The 18,538-nt window shown below is 74.0% G+C and carries 10 protein-coding genes; 5 read left to right on the top strand and 5 right to left on the bottom strand.

What is annotated here, in order from left to right:
* Window positions 1-19 precede the first annotated feature (19 nt).
* From AOM06_RS03215 to AOM06_RS03225, 3 genes are all read left to right on the top strand, one after another.
* Window positions 20-6,295: a hypothetical protein gene (locus tag AOM06_RS03215; protein WP_062302663.1), complete on the top strand. Its 6,276-nt coding sequence runs from the start codon at window positions 20-22 to the stop codon at window positions 6,293-6,295.
* Window positions 6,296-6,307: 12 nt separating this feature from the next.
* Complete coding sequence (locus AOM06_RS03220; protein ID WP_062302666.1) at window positions 6,308-8,107, top strand: hypothetical protein; 1,800 nt, start codon at window positions 6,308-6,310, stop codon at window positions 8,105-8,107.
* A gap of 250 nt (window positions 8,108-8,357) precedes the next feature.
* Window positions 8,358-8,942, top strand: coding sequence for a tRNA 2-selenouridine(34) synthase MnmH (locus AOM06_RS03225; RefSeq protein ID WP_062302669.1), 585 nt, complete (start codon window positions 8,358-8,360; stop codon window positions 8,940-8,942).
* An 11-nt stretch (window positions 8,943-8,953) separates the two neighbouring features.
* Here AOM06_RS03225 and AOM06_RS03230 read toward each other — a convergent pair whose 3' ends face one another.
* The 5 genes from AOM06_RS03230 to AOM06_RS03250 form a co-directional block, all read right to left on the bottom strand.
* Complete coding sequence (locus AOM06_RS03230; RefSeq protein ID WP_062302672.1) at window positions 8,954-9,436, bottom strand: hypothetical protein; 483 nt, start codon at window positions 9,434-9,436, stop codon at window positions 8,954-8,956.
* A 9-nt stretch (window positions 9,437-9,445) separates the two neighbouring features.
* Window positions 9,446-10,534 carry an alanine dehydrogenase gene (gene ald, locus AOM06_RS03235; protein ID WP_062302676.1) on the bottom strand — a complete coding sequence of 363 codons (1,089 nt, stop codon included), beginning with the start codon at window positions 10,532-10,534 and terminating at the stop codon, window positions 9,446-9,448.
* Window positions 10,535-10,604: 70 nt separating this feature from the next.
* Window positions 10,605-11,399: a M15 family metallopeptidase gene (locus tag AOM06_RS03240; protein ID WP_062302680.1), complete on the bottom strand. Its 795-nt coding sequence runs from the start codon at window positions 11,397-11,399 to the stop codon at window positions 10,605-10,607.
* Between the two features lie 179 nt (window positions 11,400-11,578).
* Entirely contained in the window at window positions 11,579-12,619 is a 1,041-nt protein-coding gene (locus tag AOM06_RS03245) for a hemolysin family protein (protein ID WP_062302683.1), read from the bottom strand.
* Window positions 12,616-13,908, bottom strand: a complete 1,293-nt coding sequence (locus AOM06_RS03250) for a hemolysin family protein (protein ID WP_062302686.1) — start codon at window positions 13,906-13,908, stop codon at window positions 12,616-12,618. Before AOM06_RS03250 ends, AOM06_RS03245 begins: the two co-directional genes overlap by 4 nt.
* Before the next feature lie 166 nt (window positions 13,909-14,074).
* On the opposite strand from AOM06_RS03250, the gene AOM06_RS03255 reads away from it, so the two are divergent.
* Window positions 14,075-17,935, top strand: coding sequence for a multifunctional oxoglutarate decarboxylase/oxoglutarate dehydrogenase thiamine pyrophosphate-binding subunit/dihydrolipoyllysine-residue succinyltransferase subunit (locus AOM06_RS03255; protein WP_082105262.1), 3,861 nt, complete (start codon window positions 14,075-14,077; stop codon window positions 17,933-17,935).
* Complete coding sequence (locus AOM06_RS03260; RefSeq protein WP_062302689.1) at window positions 17,932-18,528, top strand: GDSL-type esterase/lipase family protein; 597 nt, start codon at window positions 17,932-17,934, stop codon at window positions 18,526-18,528. The genes AOM06_RS03255 and AOM06_RS03260 overlap by 4 nt, the downstream gene beginning before the upstream one ends.
* The last annotated feature ends 10 nt before the right edge of the window (window positions 18,529-18,538 follow it).

Raw genomic sequence — 18,538 nt, forward strand, 5'->3', positions numbered from 1 at the left:
GGTCAGGGGGGGGAAGACGATGACGACGAGCTCGGTCGACTGGTCGACGCTGACCCGCGACCCCGGCGCCGCGGCGGCCGTGGCCGCGCTCGATGCGCTTGCCGCCGGGCTCGACACGGATGTCCCCGCCGTCCTCATCCCCGTGCGCGTGGAGACGCGGTTCGCCACCGTGCAGGTGCCGGACACCGCCGACCACCTCGGCGATCTCCTCGACGCGCTCGCGCGGATCGACGGCATCGTGCGCGGCCTGGCCGCGCGCGACTACTCCACCACGCTCGTCGGTACCGTCGCGCAGAAGAAGGAGTTCAAGGAGAGCACCGAGCAGCGGCTGTACCAGGCCATCGACGACGGCCTGACGGCGCTCGACGCCGGGCTCGCCGCGCTTCGCACCGCGCTCGAACCCGCGATCACCTCGGGCACGGAACAGCAGCAGGCCCGGCTGACCACGGCCGTGGCGGCGCTGCGCAAGGGCCTCGTGGCGGCCGGGGCGGCGATCGCCCGGCTCCGCTCCGACTATCAGCGCGCGCAGTACACCGCCGACTTCGCCGACCGCGCCGCGACCGTCACGACGATGATCGATCGCATCGCGAAGCGCGTCCAGCCGGCGCTCGGGTTCAGCGGCGCGCTGGGCCTGCGCACGGGCGCCCAGGCGGCGCGTGAGCTCGGTCGCGACGCCGCGGGGCGGCCGCTGCGGCCCGGGCTCACGGCCGCGAGGGGCATCGCCGGGGCGGCCTCGCGCCCCACCGGCCGGCCCACGCGCCGCATCGTCATCGCCGACGGGACCCCCGCGACGGCGCTCGACGCCACGCGCGTGAGGGGTGTCGACCGCGAGCAGCTGGTCGAGTCCGCCGTGGCCGCGGAGCGCGTCCTCGCGGGGCTGTCCGACCCGACCGCCGCGCTCGGCGCGGGGCTCCAGGCCGACGCGGCCGCCATCACGCTGCTGCCCGGCGACCTCAAGGCCGAGCTTCTCGAGCGCCTCGCCGTCGCCGCCAACCGCCCCGGAGCCGCGGAGATCCGGGCGGAGATCGAGGCGACCCCGAGCGACCGGGCGGATCTCGACACGCTCGTCCCGGGCCACGTCGCCGGCACCGTCTTCGAGCTCCCGGGCCCGACCAGGACGGCGCACCAGCTGCTCGTGCGGATATACCCCGAGCCCCTCGCGGTCGACACCCACGAGGAGGAGCTCACCGACACCGAGCGCGACGAGGGCGCCGCCTTCTGGTCCGAGACCGCCGCCGCGGGCGGCGACGAGGAGCTCCGCAAGGGCGCGTGGCGCGCCCTGTGCATCGGTCGCAGCACCCGCCGTGCGGCGTGGATCGCGCGCGTCACCGAGCCGGTGGACCCCGCGGAGAGCGGACCGACCCCGGGCGCGGTCGCCGCCGACCGCATCGCCGGCGCCATCACCGTGCTCGAGAGGCGCCTCGCCGCGCTCGTGGACGCCCCGACGGGCCGGCGCGACCCGAGCGTGCGGCGCGAGCTCCCGATCGCACGTCCGGCGGCGCGCACGCTCACCGCCCGCCAGCTCGCGGCGGTCGAGAAGGCGCTCGCGTCCCTGCAACGGCCGGTGGAGGCCGCGGAGGCCCTGCCGTCCGCCGCCGGCGCGGCGCTCGTCGCCCGGCTCCGCGCCCAGGCGGCCGCGATCGACAGCCTCGCGACCGTGTTCGGCAACGTCCCCGCGACGTGGGCCACGTCCCTCGCCGCGCTGGTCCGCAGGGTGGGGCGCATCGACGTCGAGCCGCCGCCCGCACCCTCGACCCCGGAGGTCGGCCGCCGGGAGGGCACGTGGACGCGCGCCGCATCGTCCACCGTCCTGCCCACGCGCCTCGCCGTCGTCCTGGTCGCCGACGGCAAGGCAGGCACCATGACGGCGGGGCGTCCCATCAGGGCCACGCTGGAGCTCGGTCTCGATCCGAACGTCGCGGGGTTCGATCTCAACGAGGACGGCGGGCTCGACGTCCCCGCGGGCATCAGGTGGATGACGGACTTCGACAAGGCCGTCGAGGAGGGGATGGCGCTGCGGGTGCCGATCACGGCTCAGGAGGCGCAGCGCGGCTTCGACGAGCTGTTCGTGGTCGGCCTGTCGGACGGCGATGCGGCCGTCGGCGAGGACCGCCTCACGGCGATGCTCGACGCCCACCACTACACCGCGCAGGGGCTGTCCCTGCTGCCGATCGGCACGCCGACCAACAACACCGAGGACGATCAGGCCGGGCACTCCACCACCGACGACCCGGACCTGGCGTACCCCCTCGAGAGGGGCCCGTCGCTCGTCGCGGCACCGGGCTCGGACGGCGGCCGCCTCGCCGAGGCGCTCGGCGTCGACGCGGAGGTGCTCGCGCACGTCGACGGCGCGGACGGCACCGACGCGAACGATGCCGTGCTCGCCAACCGCGTGCTGTACCCGGGCACCGTGGGCCATGCACTCGAGGAGCTGCTGCCCGGCCTCGTCAGCCGCGACGCCCGCGACCGGCTGCGCGCCTACGCGCTCGGCAACGTCGCGGGCCGCGGGCTGCTGCCGGCGATCCGCGTCGACGACCAGCCGTACGGGATGCTGCCCGCGGTCGCGTTGAGCCTCTTCGAGGCGGACCCGCGCGACGCCGGGCTCGGGGCCGCCGCGGCGGCGGAGCGGGCACGGCAGCAGCGGTTCGACGACGGGCTGGTCGCCCTCCTGCGCCGGATGCACGAGGACTGGTCCGCGATCCGGGTCGGCGCCGACGGCGGACCGGCCGTCAAGCACGCGCACAGCCCCGAGATCGGGACCCCGGGCTTCGACGCGCAGCAGCACTTCCTCAGCATGCTCGGGCTCGAGGCCTCGTCCGTCGGCGCCTCGTACAGGTTCGCCCTCAACGTCGCCGACCGCGGCGGCGTGCGCGGCGCGCCGGATCTCGGGCTCGGCTTCGGGGTGCCGTCCTCGGACGGCTCCTCGACCACCGCGCAGGAGCTCGGGCCCTTCGCGCTCATGGAGCACCTCGAGGACGCGTTGCGCATCGCGTTCGGGCTCCCGGCGGACAAGCCTCGCGAGGACGGCCTCGCGTCCGAGCCCTGGAAGCCGGTGCTCGAGATGATCGAGACGTCACGCGCGTACGGGCTGAGGCTGCTCACCGGGCTGCGGCCGCTGCAGGGCGCGGTGTCGGTGCCCGCGTCCGCCTCCGGCCTGGGCACGGGCACCTGGATCACGAACCTCCTCGGGATGTCCCTGCCCGACCTGCGCGCGCGCACCGAGAGCGACCTGTCGAACGTGGGGCTCGCCGAGATGCTCGTGCGCCACGCGCTGCTGGCGGAGGCCCGCCGCGCCGCGGCCGAGATCCTCGTCGCCCGCGGTGTGCTGTCGGAGACCGCGCTGGCCGCGCTGGGCAGCTCGAGCATCTACCAGACGTGGTCCGCGGGCACGCTCACCCAGGCATCGTCCTGGGGCCTGCTGTTCACGCCGGTGAGCACGCTCGCGGCGCTCGGCGACCCCACCGCCGCCGTGCCTGCGGACCTCGGCAGCAGGACGATGGCCGAGGTGGTCGCAGCGCCGCGCCCGCCGGTCATGACCGAGCATCGCACCGCCGTGACGGCCTTCGCGGCGCTGGCGCCGGAGCGGATGACGCAGGTCGCTCGCGAGCATCTCGATCTGTGCAGCCACCGGCTCGACGCGTGGGTCGGCGGGCTCGCGCAGCGGCGGCTCGGTCACCTCCGCGCCGGCAGGCCGCGCGGCGCGCAGGTCGGCACGTACGGGTGGGTGGAGAACGTGCGCCCCGCGGCGGGCGCGCGCGCGGCGACCGGCGTGCCCGCGGCGCTCCAGGGCCTCCCTGGCCGACCGCTCACGGCGGACCCGAGCGCGGAGGGCTTCATCCAGACGCCCTCGCCCTCGCATGCGGTCACCGCCGCGATCCTGCGGGCGGCCTACCGCTCGCAGGCCAACGAGGGCGCGTTCGGGAACGAGATGTCGGTCAACCTCTCGTCCGACCGGGTGCGCGTCGCGCTGTCGCTCATCGATGGCGTCCGCGCGGGCAACGACCTGGGCGCGCTGCTCGGCTACCGGCTCGAGCGCTTCCTGCACGAGTACTACGCGCGGCCCGACACGCCCCACGGGGTCGAGCTCGACGCCGCGATCTTCCCGCTGCGCCGCGCCTACCCGACGGTCGCCGCGGTCGACGGCAGCGCCGATGCCGCGCCCGAGCCCACGCGGTACGTGGTCGACGGCCTCGCGCTCGTGCGGAGCGTCCTCGACTGGATCGAGGTCAACGAACCGGAGGCCGAGGGCACGCTGTTCGCGACGCTGTGGGCGCGCCGGTCCGGCTACCCGTGGTTCATCAGGGGCGACGCGCTCCCCGACCTCGCCGATACCGACAAGCTCGAAGGCGTGCTGCGAGGCATCGACGCGATCGCGGACGCGCTCGACGCGCTCGGCGACCTCACCACCGCGGAGACCGTCCACCAGCTGGTCCGCGGCAACCACGCGCGCGCCGCGGCCGTCCTCTCCGCGCTGTCGGGGGGCACCGCGATCCCGCGGCCCGAGGTCGCCGACACGCCGCGCACGGGGCTGCCCGTCAGCCACCGGCTCGTGCTGCAGCTGCCCGCCGTCCCCGCGGAGCCCGCGACGCCGCCGGCAGGCTGGGAGGAGGTGCCGGTGACCCCTCGCGCCGCGCTCGAGCCGGCCGTCAACCACTGGCTCGCCGCGCTGCTCGGAGACCCCGCCGCGATCCGCGTGCGGCTCACGTCCGACGCGCTCGCCCCCGGCGCGGCGCTGCCCGAGGTGTCCGTCGCGCAGCTCGGGCTCCAGCCGCTGGACCTGGTCGCGCTGCTCGCCGACGGCTTCGACGCGGCCGTCGGCACGCTGGCGGCACGCGTGCTCGACCAGCTACGGCCGACCGATCTCCCCCCGGACCAGGCGGGCGTGGTGACGGCCGACGGCCCGCAGACCACCGCGACCGACGCCTGGCGCATCGAGACGGTGCGGGCCCCGGCGTGGGGGCCCGCGATCCGCAGCATCACCGACGTCGCGCCGCTGCTCGAGGCCGCGGTCGACCTGCTGGGCGCCTCCAAGCCGGCGGTCGCGGCCGACCTCGCCGCTCCCGAGTTCACCGACACCGCGGGCGACGGGATCGACGCGGAGGACCTCGCGACCCGTGGGCAGCGGCTGCTCGACGGGGCCCGCGCGGACGCGGTGGCGCTCGCGCGGCTGCTCGCCGAGGACGAGGCGCTCGACGATGCCGTGCTCGACGAGGACCCGGCCGCGTGGCTCGCCGCGCTGCGCGTCCCGGTGCCGGCCGATCCCTCCGCCGAGCACCCGAGCTCATGGCTGCCGAGGCTCGACCTGACGACGGGCACGGCCGCCGAGCAGGCCGCCCGGCTCGCGCGGCTCGACGCGTTCTGGGCGCTGCGCGACGCATGGCGGGAGGCGGCGCTGGCGGCGCAGGCGCACGGGGTCAGGATCGGCCTGCCACGTCGGTTCCTCTCCCGCACCCAGGTGAGCACCGAGCTGCTGCAGTCCGCCGAGGCCGCGTTCCTCGACCTGGCGGCCCGCTGCCGCACGGCATCGGCCACCCTGGACGCCGCCGCCGTCCCGGCTCCCGCGAGCGCGTGGCTCCAGGTGGCGAAGGACCTCCTCGGCGAGGCCGCGCTGCTGGTCCCGCGCATCGGCCTCGACCCCGTCAGGGCGGACCTCCAGACCGCGCTCGACGCACAGCTGGTGCCGCCGGACGATCTGGATGCGTGGCTCGAGGGCGCGGCGGCGGTGCGCCCCGGCGCGGCGGACCTCGCCGAGCTGCAGCTGCTCGTCGAGGCCGCCGGTGGCGCGTCGACGCCCGGGGCCGTCGCCCAGCTGCCGCACAAGGGCGGCGAGCCCTGGCTCGGCGGGGCGCTCGCGGATCCCACCGCCCACACCGGCGCCGCCAGCATCGTCCTCTTCGGGGCCGCCCACCTTCCCGCCGCCGGCGCCACGGGCTCCGCGCTGCTGCTCGACGAATGGAGCGAGTCGGTGCCCTACCGCGAGGAGATCACCGGGGTCGCCCTGCACTACGACCAGCCCGACGCGACAGCGCCGCAGGCCGTGCTCGTCGCGGTGCCGCCGGTGCTCGACCAGCCGTGGACGCTCGAGGCCCTCGCCGCGACGCTTCACGACACGCTCGAGCTCGCCCGCAACCGCACCGTCGAGCTCGAGCACATCGGCGCGAGCCGCTACGGCCAGCTGCTGCCCCTCGTGGTCGGCGAGGTGGTGCCGCACGCCGCGGACGGCCCCGTCGCGGGCGACCGCGTCATCCTCGACTTCCATCAGAACGATCCCGGGCCCGCCGACGGCCCCGCCTGACCGAGGAGAACGATGTCGTTCATCTCTTCCACCTGCGAACCGCTCCGGATCTGGTCGCGGCTCGAGCCGCGCGCCCGCGAGGGCGACTTCGCGAGCACGCTCGCGGCCCGGATCGCCGATCCGGTGTTCATGCTGGGCCGGCAATGGCAGTTCGGGGAGTTCGCCGGGGCCGACGCGGGCTCGGCGATCTTCGCGACCCTCGCCCGCCAGGTGAACCCGGTCGAGATGCCCGGCGCGGGCGTCGACGACGGCCTCGACCCCGTCACCGAGCGGCTGCCGATCGACTTCCCGCTGATCGTGCGAGCGCGCCTGGGACGCACGCTGCTGAGCAGGATCGACGCGGCGGTGCTCGACTCGGGTGTCGCCCTCGAGGACTACGACCCCGCCGTGTACCGCGCCCTCTTCGCACGCGTCTACGGGCCGCTCGACGCCGAGCCCACCGATCCGGTCGCCGCGGCACGCGACCGCACCGCGCCCCGCGCGGCGCGAGCGCGGCACGCGCTGCGGGGGCGCTCCGTCGACGGCGTCCGGGTCTACCTCGAGACCCCTCCCGACCTCACGGTGGCGACGCTGCCCTCCGAGCTCGCCGCGGCGATCCCCGCCGGGCAGCACGAGCTCGTGCGCTCGGTGCTGCTCGCGTACCGGGCATGGTTCGAGGTGACCTATCAGCAGCCCGGCACAGGCCCTGCCGCGAGCCGGTGGGAGGGCGACCAGCTCGAGTACGCCGTCAGCGGCTCCGTCGCGCGCGGCGCGTCCTCCACGGTGGTCGACGCGGCCGAGCATCAGGGCGGCCACCTCGACTGGTACTCGTTCGACCAGGGGGCCACCTCCCCCTCCGGCGCAGGAGCGTCCGCGGCATCGCCGGTCGACGTGCGCACGGTCATCCCGGTGCCCGCCGAGTACCCGGGCATGCCCAAGCCGCGCTGGTGGCAGCTCGAGGACGCGGCCGTCGACCTCGGCGCGCTCAGCGCGGACGCGACCGATGCCGCGCGCATCGTGGTGAGCGAGTTCGCGCTGCTCTACGGCAACGACTGGTTCACCATCGTGTGCCGCCAGCCCGTCGGGAGCGTCGCGGAGCTGCAGGGCGTGATCGTCACCGACACGTTCGGATGGCGGACGCTCGTCAAGCCGACCGTCGAGGCCGCAGGCTCGGACTGGACCGGCTGGGACGCGTTCAGCCTCGCGCCCCGGTCCTCGGGACCCTCGCGGGCCCCGCTGCCCCAGCATCTGTACCTGCCGAAGACGCTTCCGCACATCAGCGACGGGGAGCCGCTCGAGCAGGTCGTGTTCGTGCGCGACGAGACGGCCGACATGGTGTGGGCGGTCGAGCAGCGCATCCCGGATGCTCTCGGCGGGTCGAGGGACGCCGCCGAGGCGTCGCGCCGCCTGCGCCAGCAGCTCGACCCCCAGGCGGACGCCGCGCCCGCGGCGACCGCGGAGGGGGCGCTGCGGTACATCCTGCAGACGGAGGTCGCCGAGAACTGGATCCCCTTCGTCCCGGTGCACCTGCCCGGCCAGCAGCGCGCGATCCAGCTGCAGCGCGGCGTGATGAGGCGGACCATCGGCCCCGAGGACACGCTGATCCGCCCGGCGACCTCGATCCTGCGGGAGGGCATCGACGAGGCGGACGACCGCGTGGCCCCGTACTACGTGCACGAGGAGGAGGTGCCGCGCGCCGGCGTGAGGGTGCAGGGGCTGCTGCGGCGCGCCCGCCGCTACGACGGCACGCCCGTGGTCTGGCACGCGCGGCGCGTCTCGACCGGGCGGGGCGAGGCGCGCTCGGGGCTCGCGTTCGACCGCATCGTCGGCTGACGGCGCCCTTGACGGACCCCTCGGGCCGACCGACACTGAAGGAACCTGACGCTGTGCTAGTCACACTCGCATTTGACACGAGGGATACGGAAGAATTTCCGAGCCGATGGAGTCCTCCTGGGCGGCAGCTTGTTCGACTTCTCCGCGGACGCGGCGTCGTGTTCTCGCTCTCCGTTCAGGGGGCACTAGGCCTCCTTCCCCGCGCGGCTCCGAGCCCTGACGCCGCGCGACAGCCACGAGGGACCGGACGATGCGCTTCCACGTCCTGACCGGCCTCGCCGGCGCCGGCAAGACCGACGCGCTCGCGCGCCTGCACGCGGCAGGCGAGCAGGTGGTGGACCTCGAGGGTCTCGCCCGTCACCGGGGATCGTCGTACGGGCGCATCGGCCTCGTCGACCCGATGCCCACGCAGGCGGAGCTCGACGCGCGCGTGCGCGCGGCCCTCGACGCGCATGACCCCGATCGGCCCGTGTGGCTCGAGGACGAGGGACCGTTCATCGGCTCGCTGCGGCTGCCGCCCGAGATCGTCGCCGCGATCGCGGGCGCGAAGACGTTCGCGCTCGTGCGTCCGGTCGAGACACGGCTCACCCGCCTCACCGCCACCTACGGGGCGGCCGAGCCGCGCCTCCTCATCGACGCGACCCAGCGCATCCGCCGGCGGCTCGGCAACCCCCGCACCGACCGCGCGATCAGCCACTTCCACGCCGGCCGTCCGGACGCCGCGATCCGCGTGCTGCTCGAGCACTTCGACGCCGGGTACGCGCTGCGGGCCTCCCGAGCGACGCGCCGCCCGCTCGACCGGGACGAGGTCCCCGAGGTGCTGCTCGACGGCTGAGCGCTCGCCTCTCAGCCCTCGTCGGCGAGCGAGTCGATCGAGCGCAGCACCACGCTGTCCTCCACCGCGTCCTCGCCCACGACCTCGACGGTGCACGCGAGGTGCTGCTCCGAGGCGAGCCACCACACCACCGTGATGCGATCGCTCCCCTGGGCCGCGAGCCTCTCCGCCGCGGCGTCCCGCGCCTCGGCGTCCTCCTGCGCCACGTCCGCGTCCTCGATCACGTCCTGCGCCGTCAGGAAGCCGCGCAGGTCGCGCCACTCCGAGGCGTCGTAGACGTCGCCGCCCGCGATGCTCGCGAGCGTGGCCCCGTCCCCCGAGGCGGCATAGGCCGCCTCGCACGCCTCGACGCCGGCGGCCTTCGCCGCGCTCATCCCCGAGCGCAGCCCCGCGGCCACGAACGCCCCCACGACCACCAGGGCGGCCACGCACAGCGCGATGACGAACGGCATCCAGGTGCGCGGCGTGGGCTCGGCGTCGGGGGTGTCGGGCATGGCCCCAGCCTAGGCGGAGCCGGCGACCTCCCCGAGCGCCTGCGCGACCTCCGGGTGGACGATGCGTCCGCCGCGCACGTTGACGCCGCGCCGGAGCGCCGGGTCGCGGTCGAGCGCGGCGTCCGGACCGTCCGCGAGCGCCAGCACGTACGGCAGCGTGGCGTTCGTGAGCGCGCGCGTCGCCGTCACCCCGACGGCGGCAGGCATGTTCGCGACCGAGTAGAGCAGCGAGCCCGCGACCGGCCGCACCGGGTCCGCGTGGGTCGTCGGCACCGTCCCCTCGATGCAGCCGCCCTGATCCACGGCGATGTCGACCAGCACGCTCCCCGCCGGCATCGTCTCGATCATCGCGCGCGTGAGCACGCGCGGCGCGCGCCGCCCCGGCACGAGGACGGCGCCGATGACGAGGTCCGCCGCGCGCACCTCCTCCGCGACCGCATGCGCGGTCGAGCTCACGGTGCGCACGCGGCCCCCGAAGCGCGCGTCGAGGCGTCGCAGCGCGCTCAGCGACACGTCGAGCGCGGTCACGTCCGCACCGAGTCCCGCCGCCTGCGCGATCGCATGCGAGCCCGCGACGCCCGCGCCGAGCACGACCACGCGAGCGCCGGGGACCCCCGGCACCCCGCCGAGCAGGACGCCTCGCCCGCCGGCAGGGCTCAGGAGGTGGTGGGCGCCGGCCAGCACCGCGAGCCTGCCGGCGATCTCGCTCATCGGCGCCAGCAGCGGCAGCGTGCCGTCGTCGAGCTGCACGGTGTCATAAGACAGCGCCGTGGTGCCCGCGGCGCGGAGCGCGTCGGCAAGCGCCGGACCCGCCGCCAGGTGGAGGAAGGTGAACAGCACGTTGTCGCGCAGCAGGTGGTGCTCCTCGGGCTGCGGCTCCTTGACCTTGAGGACCAGCTCACAGGCCCACGCCTCGCCCACCGCGCCGATGCGCGCGCCCGCCGCCGCCATCGCATCGTCCGGGATGCCGGCCCGGCGGCCGGCGCCGGCCTCGACGACCACGCGATGCCCCCGGCCGACGAGCTCCTGCGCGCCCGCGGGGGTGAGCGCGACGCGCGTCTCGCCGCTCTTGGTCTCGGCCGGAACTCCGATGATCACGGGCGCCTCCTGGCGACGCGGGCCCCCTTGCCCTCGACTCCAGTCCTACACCCGGCGACGGGCGGCGGCGTCAGTACTGACCGTCGGTCAGGTACTCCCAGTGCCACGGCTCGTACTTGGTGGACTTCGCCCAGTCGGGGTTCGAGAAGCCGTACGTGGAGGCGTTGCGCGCGAACCACGAGTAGTAGACGCCGCTCGCGTGGGAGCGGCACAGGTCGACGGCGAGCCCCAGGCCGTGCATGGACGTGCCCGGCGTGGCCGCAAGGTAGCCGCGCGACGCCTTCGTCGCATACTGGCTGTAGATGTCGCGGTAGGTGTCGGCGACGCAGATGTCCGTGCCGAACTCCGTCTTGAACTGCTCGTTGAGCGCGGCGAACGCGAGCGCCGCGTCGGGACGCAGCGCCTCGCCGGCGACCCACAGCTGACAGAGCTGGTCGCTCGAGAGTCGGCCGTTCGCCATGTTCGGGTCGAAGGTCGGGTCGCAGTCGGGCAGCAGGTTCGAGGCGACGGGGAGGTCCGCCGAGGTGAGGATCGCGGTCGAGCCGTCGTCGACCGAGGGCAGCGGGAGGTCCGAGGACTCGAACTGCGGGGCCGCTCCCAGGATCGCGGTCGCCGTGGTGGGAGCCTCGCCGATGACCACGCCGGGGAGCTGCTCGGCCGCGTTCGCGTACGGGGCGATGGTGCCCATGACCGGGTAGACCACCATCGCCGCGAGGAAGCCCACCAGCACGCCGCCGCGCGTGGCGACCCGACGCCGGCGCATGGACGTCCGGACCTGGATCTCCTGGGTGTGCTCGATGCGACGGTCCCGGCGCGAACGGTGGGTCGACCGCGGTGCGTGAAGCGCGCCGCGCATGCTCACCATGGCCTCCAGGGGGGTCGGAACCGGATACGGCGGCACCCCGGGAGAGCGTTCTCAGCCGGGGGGCCGCTCCAATTATTACCAAACGGTAACGGCGAGGCCAACCCCCTTCGGTGCGGCGTGCATCACACTGTTACGGACGGCGGCGACATCCCTGGTAGATCGCCGATTGCATCACAGCGTTATGCTCGCCGTTCGCGGCGGGCCAAAGAATCCCGCACCTCGCCGACCAGCTCCTCGAGGATGTCCTCGAGGAAGACCATGCCCACCGTCTCGCCGTCGCGCACCACCGCCGCGACGTGCGCGCCCGAGCGACGCATGAGCGCGAGCGCCGACTCCACCTCGGCCTCGTAGGCGACCGGAGGAAGGTCTCGGACACGCCACGCCTGGATGGGCTCCTCGCGCTCCCCCGGACGCGCGTACAGGCCGTCCTTGACGTGCAGGTAGCCCACGAACCGGCCGTCATCGGCCACCGGGAACCGCGAGAACCCGGTCTCCGTCGCGACGCGCTCGAGCTCGTCGACGGTGACGCCGAGCTCGAGCGAGGTGACGGCCTCCGCCTGCACCATGACCTCGCCCACGGACCGCTCGGAGAACTCGATCGCGGTGGTGAGAAGCCCCGAGGGGTCCGAGATGGTCCCCTCCGCGGAGGACAGCTCGACGATGCTCTGCACCTCGTCGGCGGTGAACGCGCTCGTGACCTCGTCCTTGGGCTCGAAGCCGAGCAGGCGCACGATGCCGTTCGCCACCCAGTTGAGCGCGCCGATGATGGGGCGCGCGACCTTGGCCACGGCGACGAGCGGCGGCCCGAACACCATCGCGGCGCGGTCGGGGCTCGACACGGCGGCGTTCTTGGGCACCATCTCGCCCACCACGACGTGCAGGCCCACGATCACCACGAGCGCGATCACCACGGCGACCACGTGCGCGCTCTCCTCGGGCAGGCCCATCGCGTGGATGGCGGGCTCGAGCGCATGCGCGAGCGCGGGCTCCGCGACCACACCGAGCGCGACGGAGCACACGGTGATGCCCAGCTGCGCGGTCGCGAGCATGAGCGACACGTTCTCCATCGCCCACAGCACGGTCCGCGCGGCGCGCGAGCCCTCCGCGGCGAGCGGCTCGATCGAGCTGCGGCGCGCGGAGATGATCGCGAACTCCGCTCCCACGAAGAACGCGTTGGCGAGCAGCAGGCCCGCGATCGCGAACGCCATGCCCGGGTTCATGCCTCGTCCTCCACGGTCGGGGTGAGCCGCACGCGATCGATGCGCCGCCCGTCCATCCTCTCGACGCGCGCCTGCACGCCGGGCGCGTCGACCACGTCACCGGCCTCCGCCACGCGGCCGAGCCGCGCCATCACGAAGCCGCCGAGCGTCTCGTACGCCGGGGACTCGGGGATCTCGAGCCCCGTGTGCTCCTCGACCTCGTCGGGGCGCAGGTCGCCGGGGACGATCCATGCGCCGCCCGGGGCACGGTGGATCGCGGCGCGGCGCCTGTCGTGCTCGTCCGCGACATCGCCCACCAGCTCCTCGACCACGTCCTCGAGCGTCACGAACCCGGCGGTGCCGCCGTACTCGTCCACCACGATCGCGCACTGGTAGCCCAGACCTCGCAGCTCGACCAGCAGCGGGCCCATCTCCATCGTCTCGGGGATGCGCGGGGCATCGGCCATGAGGGCGCCCACCGGCACGTCGGCGCGACGATGCGCGGGCACCGCGATCGCCGCGCGCAGGTGGACGATCCCGAGCACGTCGTCGGGGCCCTCCCCGATGATCGGGAAGCGCGAGTGCCCGGTCGCGCGGGACGAGGCGATGACGTCCGCCGCGGACGCGTCCCGCCCGAGCGTGTGCACGCGCGTGCGGTCCGTCATGACGTCGATGGCCGCGAGGTCGTCGAGCTCGATCGAGTTCTTCAGCAGCAGCGCGGTGCCGGGGGCGAGCGTGCCCGCCGCGGCGCTGCGGCTCACGAGCGCCGCGAGCTCCTGGCGCGAGCGCCCGCCGGCGAGCTCCTCCTTGGGCTCGATCCCCATGAGGCGCAGGATGGCGTTGGCAGCGGTGTTGAGGGTCGCGATGACGGGGCGCAGCGCGGCGGTGAAGGCCATGTTGAGCGGCGCCGCGACGCGCGCGGTGCGCATGGCGTCCGCGAGCGCGACGTTCTTGGGCACCAGCTCGCCGACGATCATCGAGAAGGCGTTGACGAGCACGAGCGACAACGTGCCGGCGAGGCCGGCGACGGCGGCGCGCGACAGCGCGCTCGTGGACAGCGGCACCGACAGGAGGTTCACGAGCGCGGGCTGCGCGGTGTAGCCCAGCAGGATCGTGGTGAGCGTGATGCCCACCTGGGCGCCGGAGAGCTGGGTCGAGAGGTGGCGGAGCGCGGAGCGCACACGGCGGCTCCTCGGGCCGTCCTCGATGTGCGAGGGGTCGAGCGCGACGAGGGAGAACTCCGCGGCGACGAACACCGCCGTGCCGAGCGTGAGGATCACCCCGGCTCCCACGAGGATCCAGTCGGTCATGAGGGGCTGCAACTGTCGGGGTCCATGGTGTCGCAAGGATACAGGCGCGCGCGGCGTGCGGCGAGAGTCTGCTCTCCCTCAGGGAAGGTTCAGGACCTCCCGACGGAGTAGCAAAAGTTTGGCCAAATGACGGCCGGGTGGTTCCAGGCGCCCCGGATTTCCGACGATGATAGGAGCACCTATCACCATCGACGCTGATGCGCCAAGAAAGCGAGCGGCCACCACCGTGTCCCCAGACACCTCTGCGCCCGATACCGACCGTGTCTCCGTCGCCCGCGCTGCAGGTGCCCCGTCCGTGGCGTCGCTCATCCTGGGCGACTCCAACGGGGCCGCTGCACCGCAGGCCGACGCCGCCGCGCCCCAGGAGACCCCTGGCACCGGGCAGTCCCCCCTCACCCGCACGTCCCCGCGCCCCACCGGTGCCGTCCCGCCGCCGCCCCCGCCGGCCGCCTCGCAGCGCGCCGACGCACCCGCCGCCGCGCCCGCACCCGCTCCGGCGCCCGCCGCGACCGCGCCCACCGACGCATCGTCCCCGGCCGCGCCCGAGGCGCCCGCGGTGGCCGATCCGGCCCCGCACACGCAGCCGATCGCCACCGCCCAGGCCCCGACCGCCGCGTACCTCCAGCGCCCCGAGCACTCGCCGCTCGCGGCCAAGGACGTGCAGCAGGGCGTGACGCGCCTGCGCGGCCCGGCCGCGAAGGTGGTCGAGAACATGGAGGCGAGCCTCGCGGTCCCCACCGCGACCTCGGTCCGCACCATCCCGGCCAAGCTCCTCATCGACAACCGCGTGGTGGTCAACAACCATCTCGCCCGCACGCGCGGCGGCAAGGTGAGCTTCACCCACCTCATCGGCTTCGCGATCGTCGAGGCGATCGCGGAGTTCCCCGCGATGAACGCCGCATACACGGAGGAGGACGGGCGTCCCGCGCTGCGTACCCCCGCGGGCGTCAACCTGGGCCTCGCGATCGACCTCGCGCGTCCCGACGGCTCCCGGCAGCTGCTCGTGCCCTCGATCAAGGGCGCGGACCGCATGGACTTCGCGGAGTTCTGGGCCGCGTACGAGGATGTGGTCCGCCGCGCCCGCAACGGCGCGCTGCAGGCCGCCGACTTCCAGGGCACCACCCTCACGCTCACCAACCCGGGCACGCTCGGCACCGTCCACTCCGTGCCGCGCCTCATGGACGGCCAGGGCGCGATCATCGGCGTCGGCTCGATGGACTACCCCGCGGAGCTTCAGGGCGCGTCCGACGAGACGGTCGCACGCCTGGGCGTGTCCAAGGTGATGACCCTCACCTCGACGTACGACCACCGCGTGATCCAGGGCGCGCAGTCGGGCGAGTTCCTGGGCCTGGTCCACCGCAAGCTGCTGGGACTCGACGGCTTCTACGACCGCGTGTTCTCCTCGATCCGCGTCCCGTACGAGCCCGTGCGCTGGCTTCAGGACGCCGCGACCGACCCCGCGACCGAGGCCGCGAAGCCCGCGCGCATCGCCGAGCTCATCCACGCGTACCGCTCGCGCGGCCACCTCATGGCCGATGTCGACCCGCTCAGCTCGCGCCCCCGCAAGCACCCCGACCTCGACGTCCAGACCCACGGCCTCACGCTGTGGGACCTCGACCGCACCTACCAGACGGCGGGCTTCGCGGGTCAGGACTCGTGGACGGTGCGCGACGTGCTCGGCCGCCTGCGCGACGCGTACTGCCGCAGCGTCGGCCTCGAGTACATGCACATCGCGGACCGCGAGCAGCGCATGTTCTTCCAGGAGAGGCTCGAGCACGGCTACACCAAGCCCACGCGCGAGGAGCACCTGCGCATCCTCCACCGCCTCAACGCGGCGGAGGCGTTCGAGGCGTTCCTCCAGACCAAGTACGTCGGACAGAAGCGCTTCTCGCTCGAGGGCGGCGAGTCGCTGATCCCGCTGCTCGACTCCGTGATGAGCGCGGCGGCCGAGGCCGGCGTGCACGAGGTCTGCATCGGCATGGCCCACCGCGGCCGGCTCAACGTGCTCGCGAACCTCGCGGGCAAGCGCTACGGGCAGATCTTCTCCGAGTTCGAGGGCACCGCGGTGCCCGGGCTCGTGCAGGGATCGGGCGACGTCAAGTACCACCTGGGCACCGAGGGCACGTTCACCGCCGAGTCCGGCGCGACCACGCGCGTGTACCTCGCGGCCAACCCCTCCCACCTCGAGGCGGTCGACCCGGTCCTCGAGGGCATCGTGCGCGCCAAGCTCGACGCGCTGGGCGCGGACCCCGCCACCGACGGCTACCCCGTCCTGCCGGTGCTCGTGCACGGCGACGCGGCGTTCGCCGGTCAGGGCGTGATCCCCGAGACCCTCAACATGGCGCAGCTCAAGGGCTACAAGACCGGCGGCACGGTGCACGTGGTCATCAACAACCAGGTGGGCTTCACCACGGGGCCCGAGAGCTCGCGCTCGACGCGCTACTGCACCGACATCGCCAAGGGCTACCAGATCCCGATCTTCCACGTGAACGGCGACGACCCGGAGGCGTGCGTGCGCGCCGCCCGGCTCGCGTTCGAGTACCGCGAGCGGTTCGGCCGCGACGTCATCGTGGACATGGTCTGCTACCGCCGCCGCGGTCACAACGAGGGCGACGACCCGTCGATGACGCAGCCGCGCATGTACGACCTCATCGAGGCCAAGCGCTCGGTGCGCCACCTCTACACGGAGTCGCTGATCCGCCGCGGGGACATCACGACCGAGGAGGCGGAGGCCGTCTCCAAGGACTACCTCGCGCAGCTCGAGCGCGTGTTCATCGAGACACGCGAGGGCTACAAGCCCTCGGAGGGCGCGGAGTCCATCTCCGGCCTCGAGCTGCCCGCGTCGCAGTCGTCGGACGCCGGCATCATGGTCGGCTGGAAGACCGCCGTGAGCGCGAGCCAGATCGAGCGCATCGGCCGGGCCCACGTGCGCCCGCCGGAGGGCTTCGCGGTGCATCCCAAGCTCGAGAAGCTGCTCGAGAAGCGCGAGGTCATGAGCCGCGAGGGCGGCATCGACTGGGGCTACGGCGAGATCCTCGCGTTCGGCACCCTGCTCCAGGAGGGCGTGCCCGTGCGCATGTCCGGCCAGGACAGCCGCCGCGGCACGTTCGTCCAGCGCCACGCGATCTACCACGACCGCAACACGGGCGCCGAGTGGACCCCCCTGCTCTACCTCGCCTCCGACCAGGCGCGCCTGCACCTGTTCGACTCGCCGCTGTCGGAGTACAGCGTGCTCGGCTTCGAGTACGGCTACTCGGTCGAGCGCCCCGACTCGCTCGTGCTGTGGGAGGCGCAGTTCGGCGACTTCGTCAACGGCGCGCAGACCATCATCGACGAGTTCATCTCCTCCGCGGAGCAGAAGTGGGGGCAGTCCTCCTCCGTGGTGCTGCTGCTGCCGCACGGCTTCGAGGGCCAGGGCCCGGACCACTCGTCGGCGCGCGTCGAGCGCTTCCTCCAGCTGTGCGCGGAGGAGAACATGATCGCCGCGATGCCGTCCACGCCGGCGAGCTACTTCCACCTGCTGCGCCGCCAGGCCTACGACCGGCCCCGCAAGCCGCTCGTGGTGTTCACGCCCAAGTCGATGCTCCGCCTGCGCGCGGCGCAGTCGGCGGTCGAGGACTTCACCACGGGCACGTTCCGCGAGGTCATCGGGGACGATGCGGTGGATCCCGCGAACGTCGACCGGGTGCTCATGTGCGCCGGCAAGGTCTACTACGACCTGGTGGCGGAGCGCGACCGCTCGGGCGACACGTCCACCGCGATCGTGCGCTTCGAGCAGCTCTACCCGCTGGCGCACGACGCGATCCGCGAGGTGCTCGCACCGTTCGACGGCGCCGAGCTCATGTGGGTCCAGGAGGAGCCTCTCAACCAGGGCGCATGGTCGCGCATGTCGCTGAGCCTCCCGCAGATCGTCGGGACTACGCTCGGAGTCGTGTCACGACCTGCCTCCGCGTCGCCCGCCTCGGGCCTCGCCTCCCGTCATGCGTCCGAGCAGTCCGAGCTGGTCACGCGGGCGTTCGAGCGATGAGGAACGTCTTCCTCGTCGGTGACGAGCTCGTCGCCGGCCACGGGGACCCCAAGGCGCTGGGGTGGGTGGGCCGCGTCGCGGCGCGGACCCTCCCCCTCGCGCCGGACCTCGCGTTCCACACGCTCGCGGTCCCGCACGAGACGACGGGCGAGCTCACGAGCCGCTGGGACGAGGAGGCGCTGCGCCGCCTCCGCCAGACCGAGCCCGAGGCCAACCACGTGCTCTTCGCGATCGGCCGGCACGACGTGCACCGCAAGGTCTCGCCCACGATGACGCGGCTCAACATCGCGAACTTCCTCGACCGTGCGCACGCGCTCGGCTTCGAGACGCTCATCGCCGGTCCTCCCCCGGGCGCGGAGGAGGACAACCCGCGCATCGCCGAGCTCGCGGCCGTGTGCGAGGACGCGGCGTCGCGCCGCGGCGTGGGCTACATCGACATGTACGGCCCGCTCGCGCGCCACGAGCAGTGGGCGGCGGACATGACGATGGGCCACGACGCGCTGCCGATGCAGGCCGGCTACGGCCTCATGGCGTGGCTGGTGCTGCACTCGCGGTGGCACTCGTGGCTCGGCATCGAGCCGCCCGCCAGCTGAGCCGGCCTCG

Source organism: Demequina subtropica (assembly GCF_000971235.1).
In the GTDB taxonomy this organism is placed as follows: domain Bacteria; phylum Actinomycetota; class Actinomycetes; order Actinomycetales; family Demequinaceae; genus Demequina; species Demequina subtropica.

Bases quoted from the DNA above. Each gene is read 5' to 3' on its own strand.
- AOM06_RS03250 (WP_062302686.1), bottom strand. From the start codon at position 13,908: ATGACCGACTGGATCCTCGTGGGAGCCGGGGTGATCCTCACGCTCGGC.
- AOM06_RS03220 (WP_062302666.1), top strand. From the start codon at position 6,308: ATGTCGTTCATCTCTTCCACCTGCGAACCGCTCCGGATCTGGTCGCGG.
- AOM06_RS03215 (WP_062302663.1), top strand. From the start codon at position 20: ATGACGACGAGCTCGGTCGACTGGTCGACGCTGACCCGCGACCCCGGC.
- AOM06_RS03245 (WP_062302683.1), bottom strand. From the start codon at position 12,619: ATGAACCCGGGCATGGCGTTCGCGATCGCGGGCCTGCTGCTCGCCAAC.
- AOM06_RS03255 (WP_082105262.1), top strand. From the start codon at position 14,075: ATGATAGGAGCACCTATCACCATCGACGCTGATGCGCCAAGAAAGCGA.
- AOM06_RS03260 (WP_062302689.1), top strand. From the start codon at position 17,932: ATGAGGAACGTCTTCCTCGTCGGTGACGAGCTCGTCGCCGGCCACGGG.
- AOM06_RS03240 (WP_062302680.1), bottom strand. From the start codon at position 11,399: ATGGTGAGCATGCGCGGCGCGCTTCACGCACCGCGGTCGACCCACCGT.
- AOM06_RS03225 (WP_062302669.1), top strand. From the start codon at position 8,358: ATGCGCTTCCACGTCCTGACCGGCCTCGCCGGCGCCGGCAAGACCGAC.
- AOM06_RS03230 (WP_062302672.1), bottom strand. From the start codon at position 9,436: ATGCCCGACACCCCCGACGCCGAGCCCACGCCGCGCACCTGGATGCCG.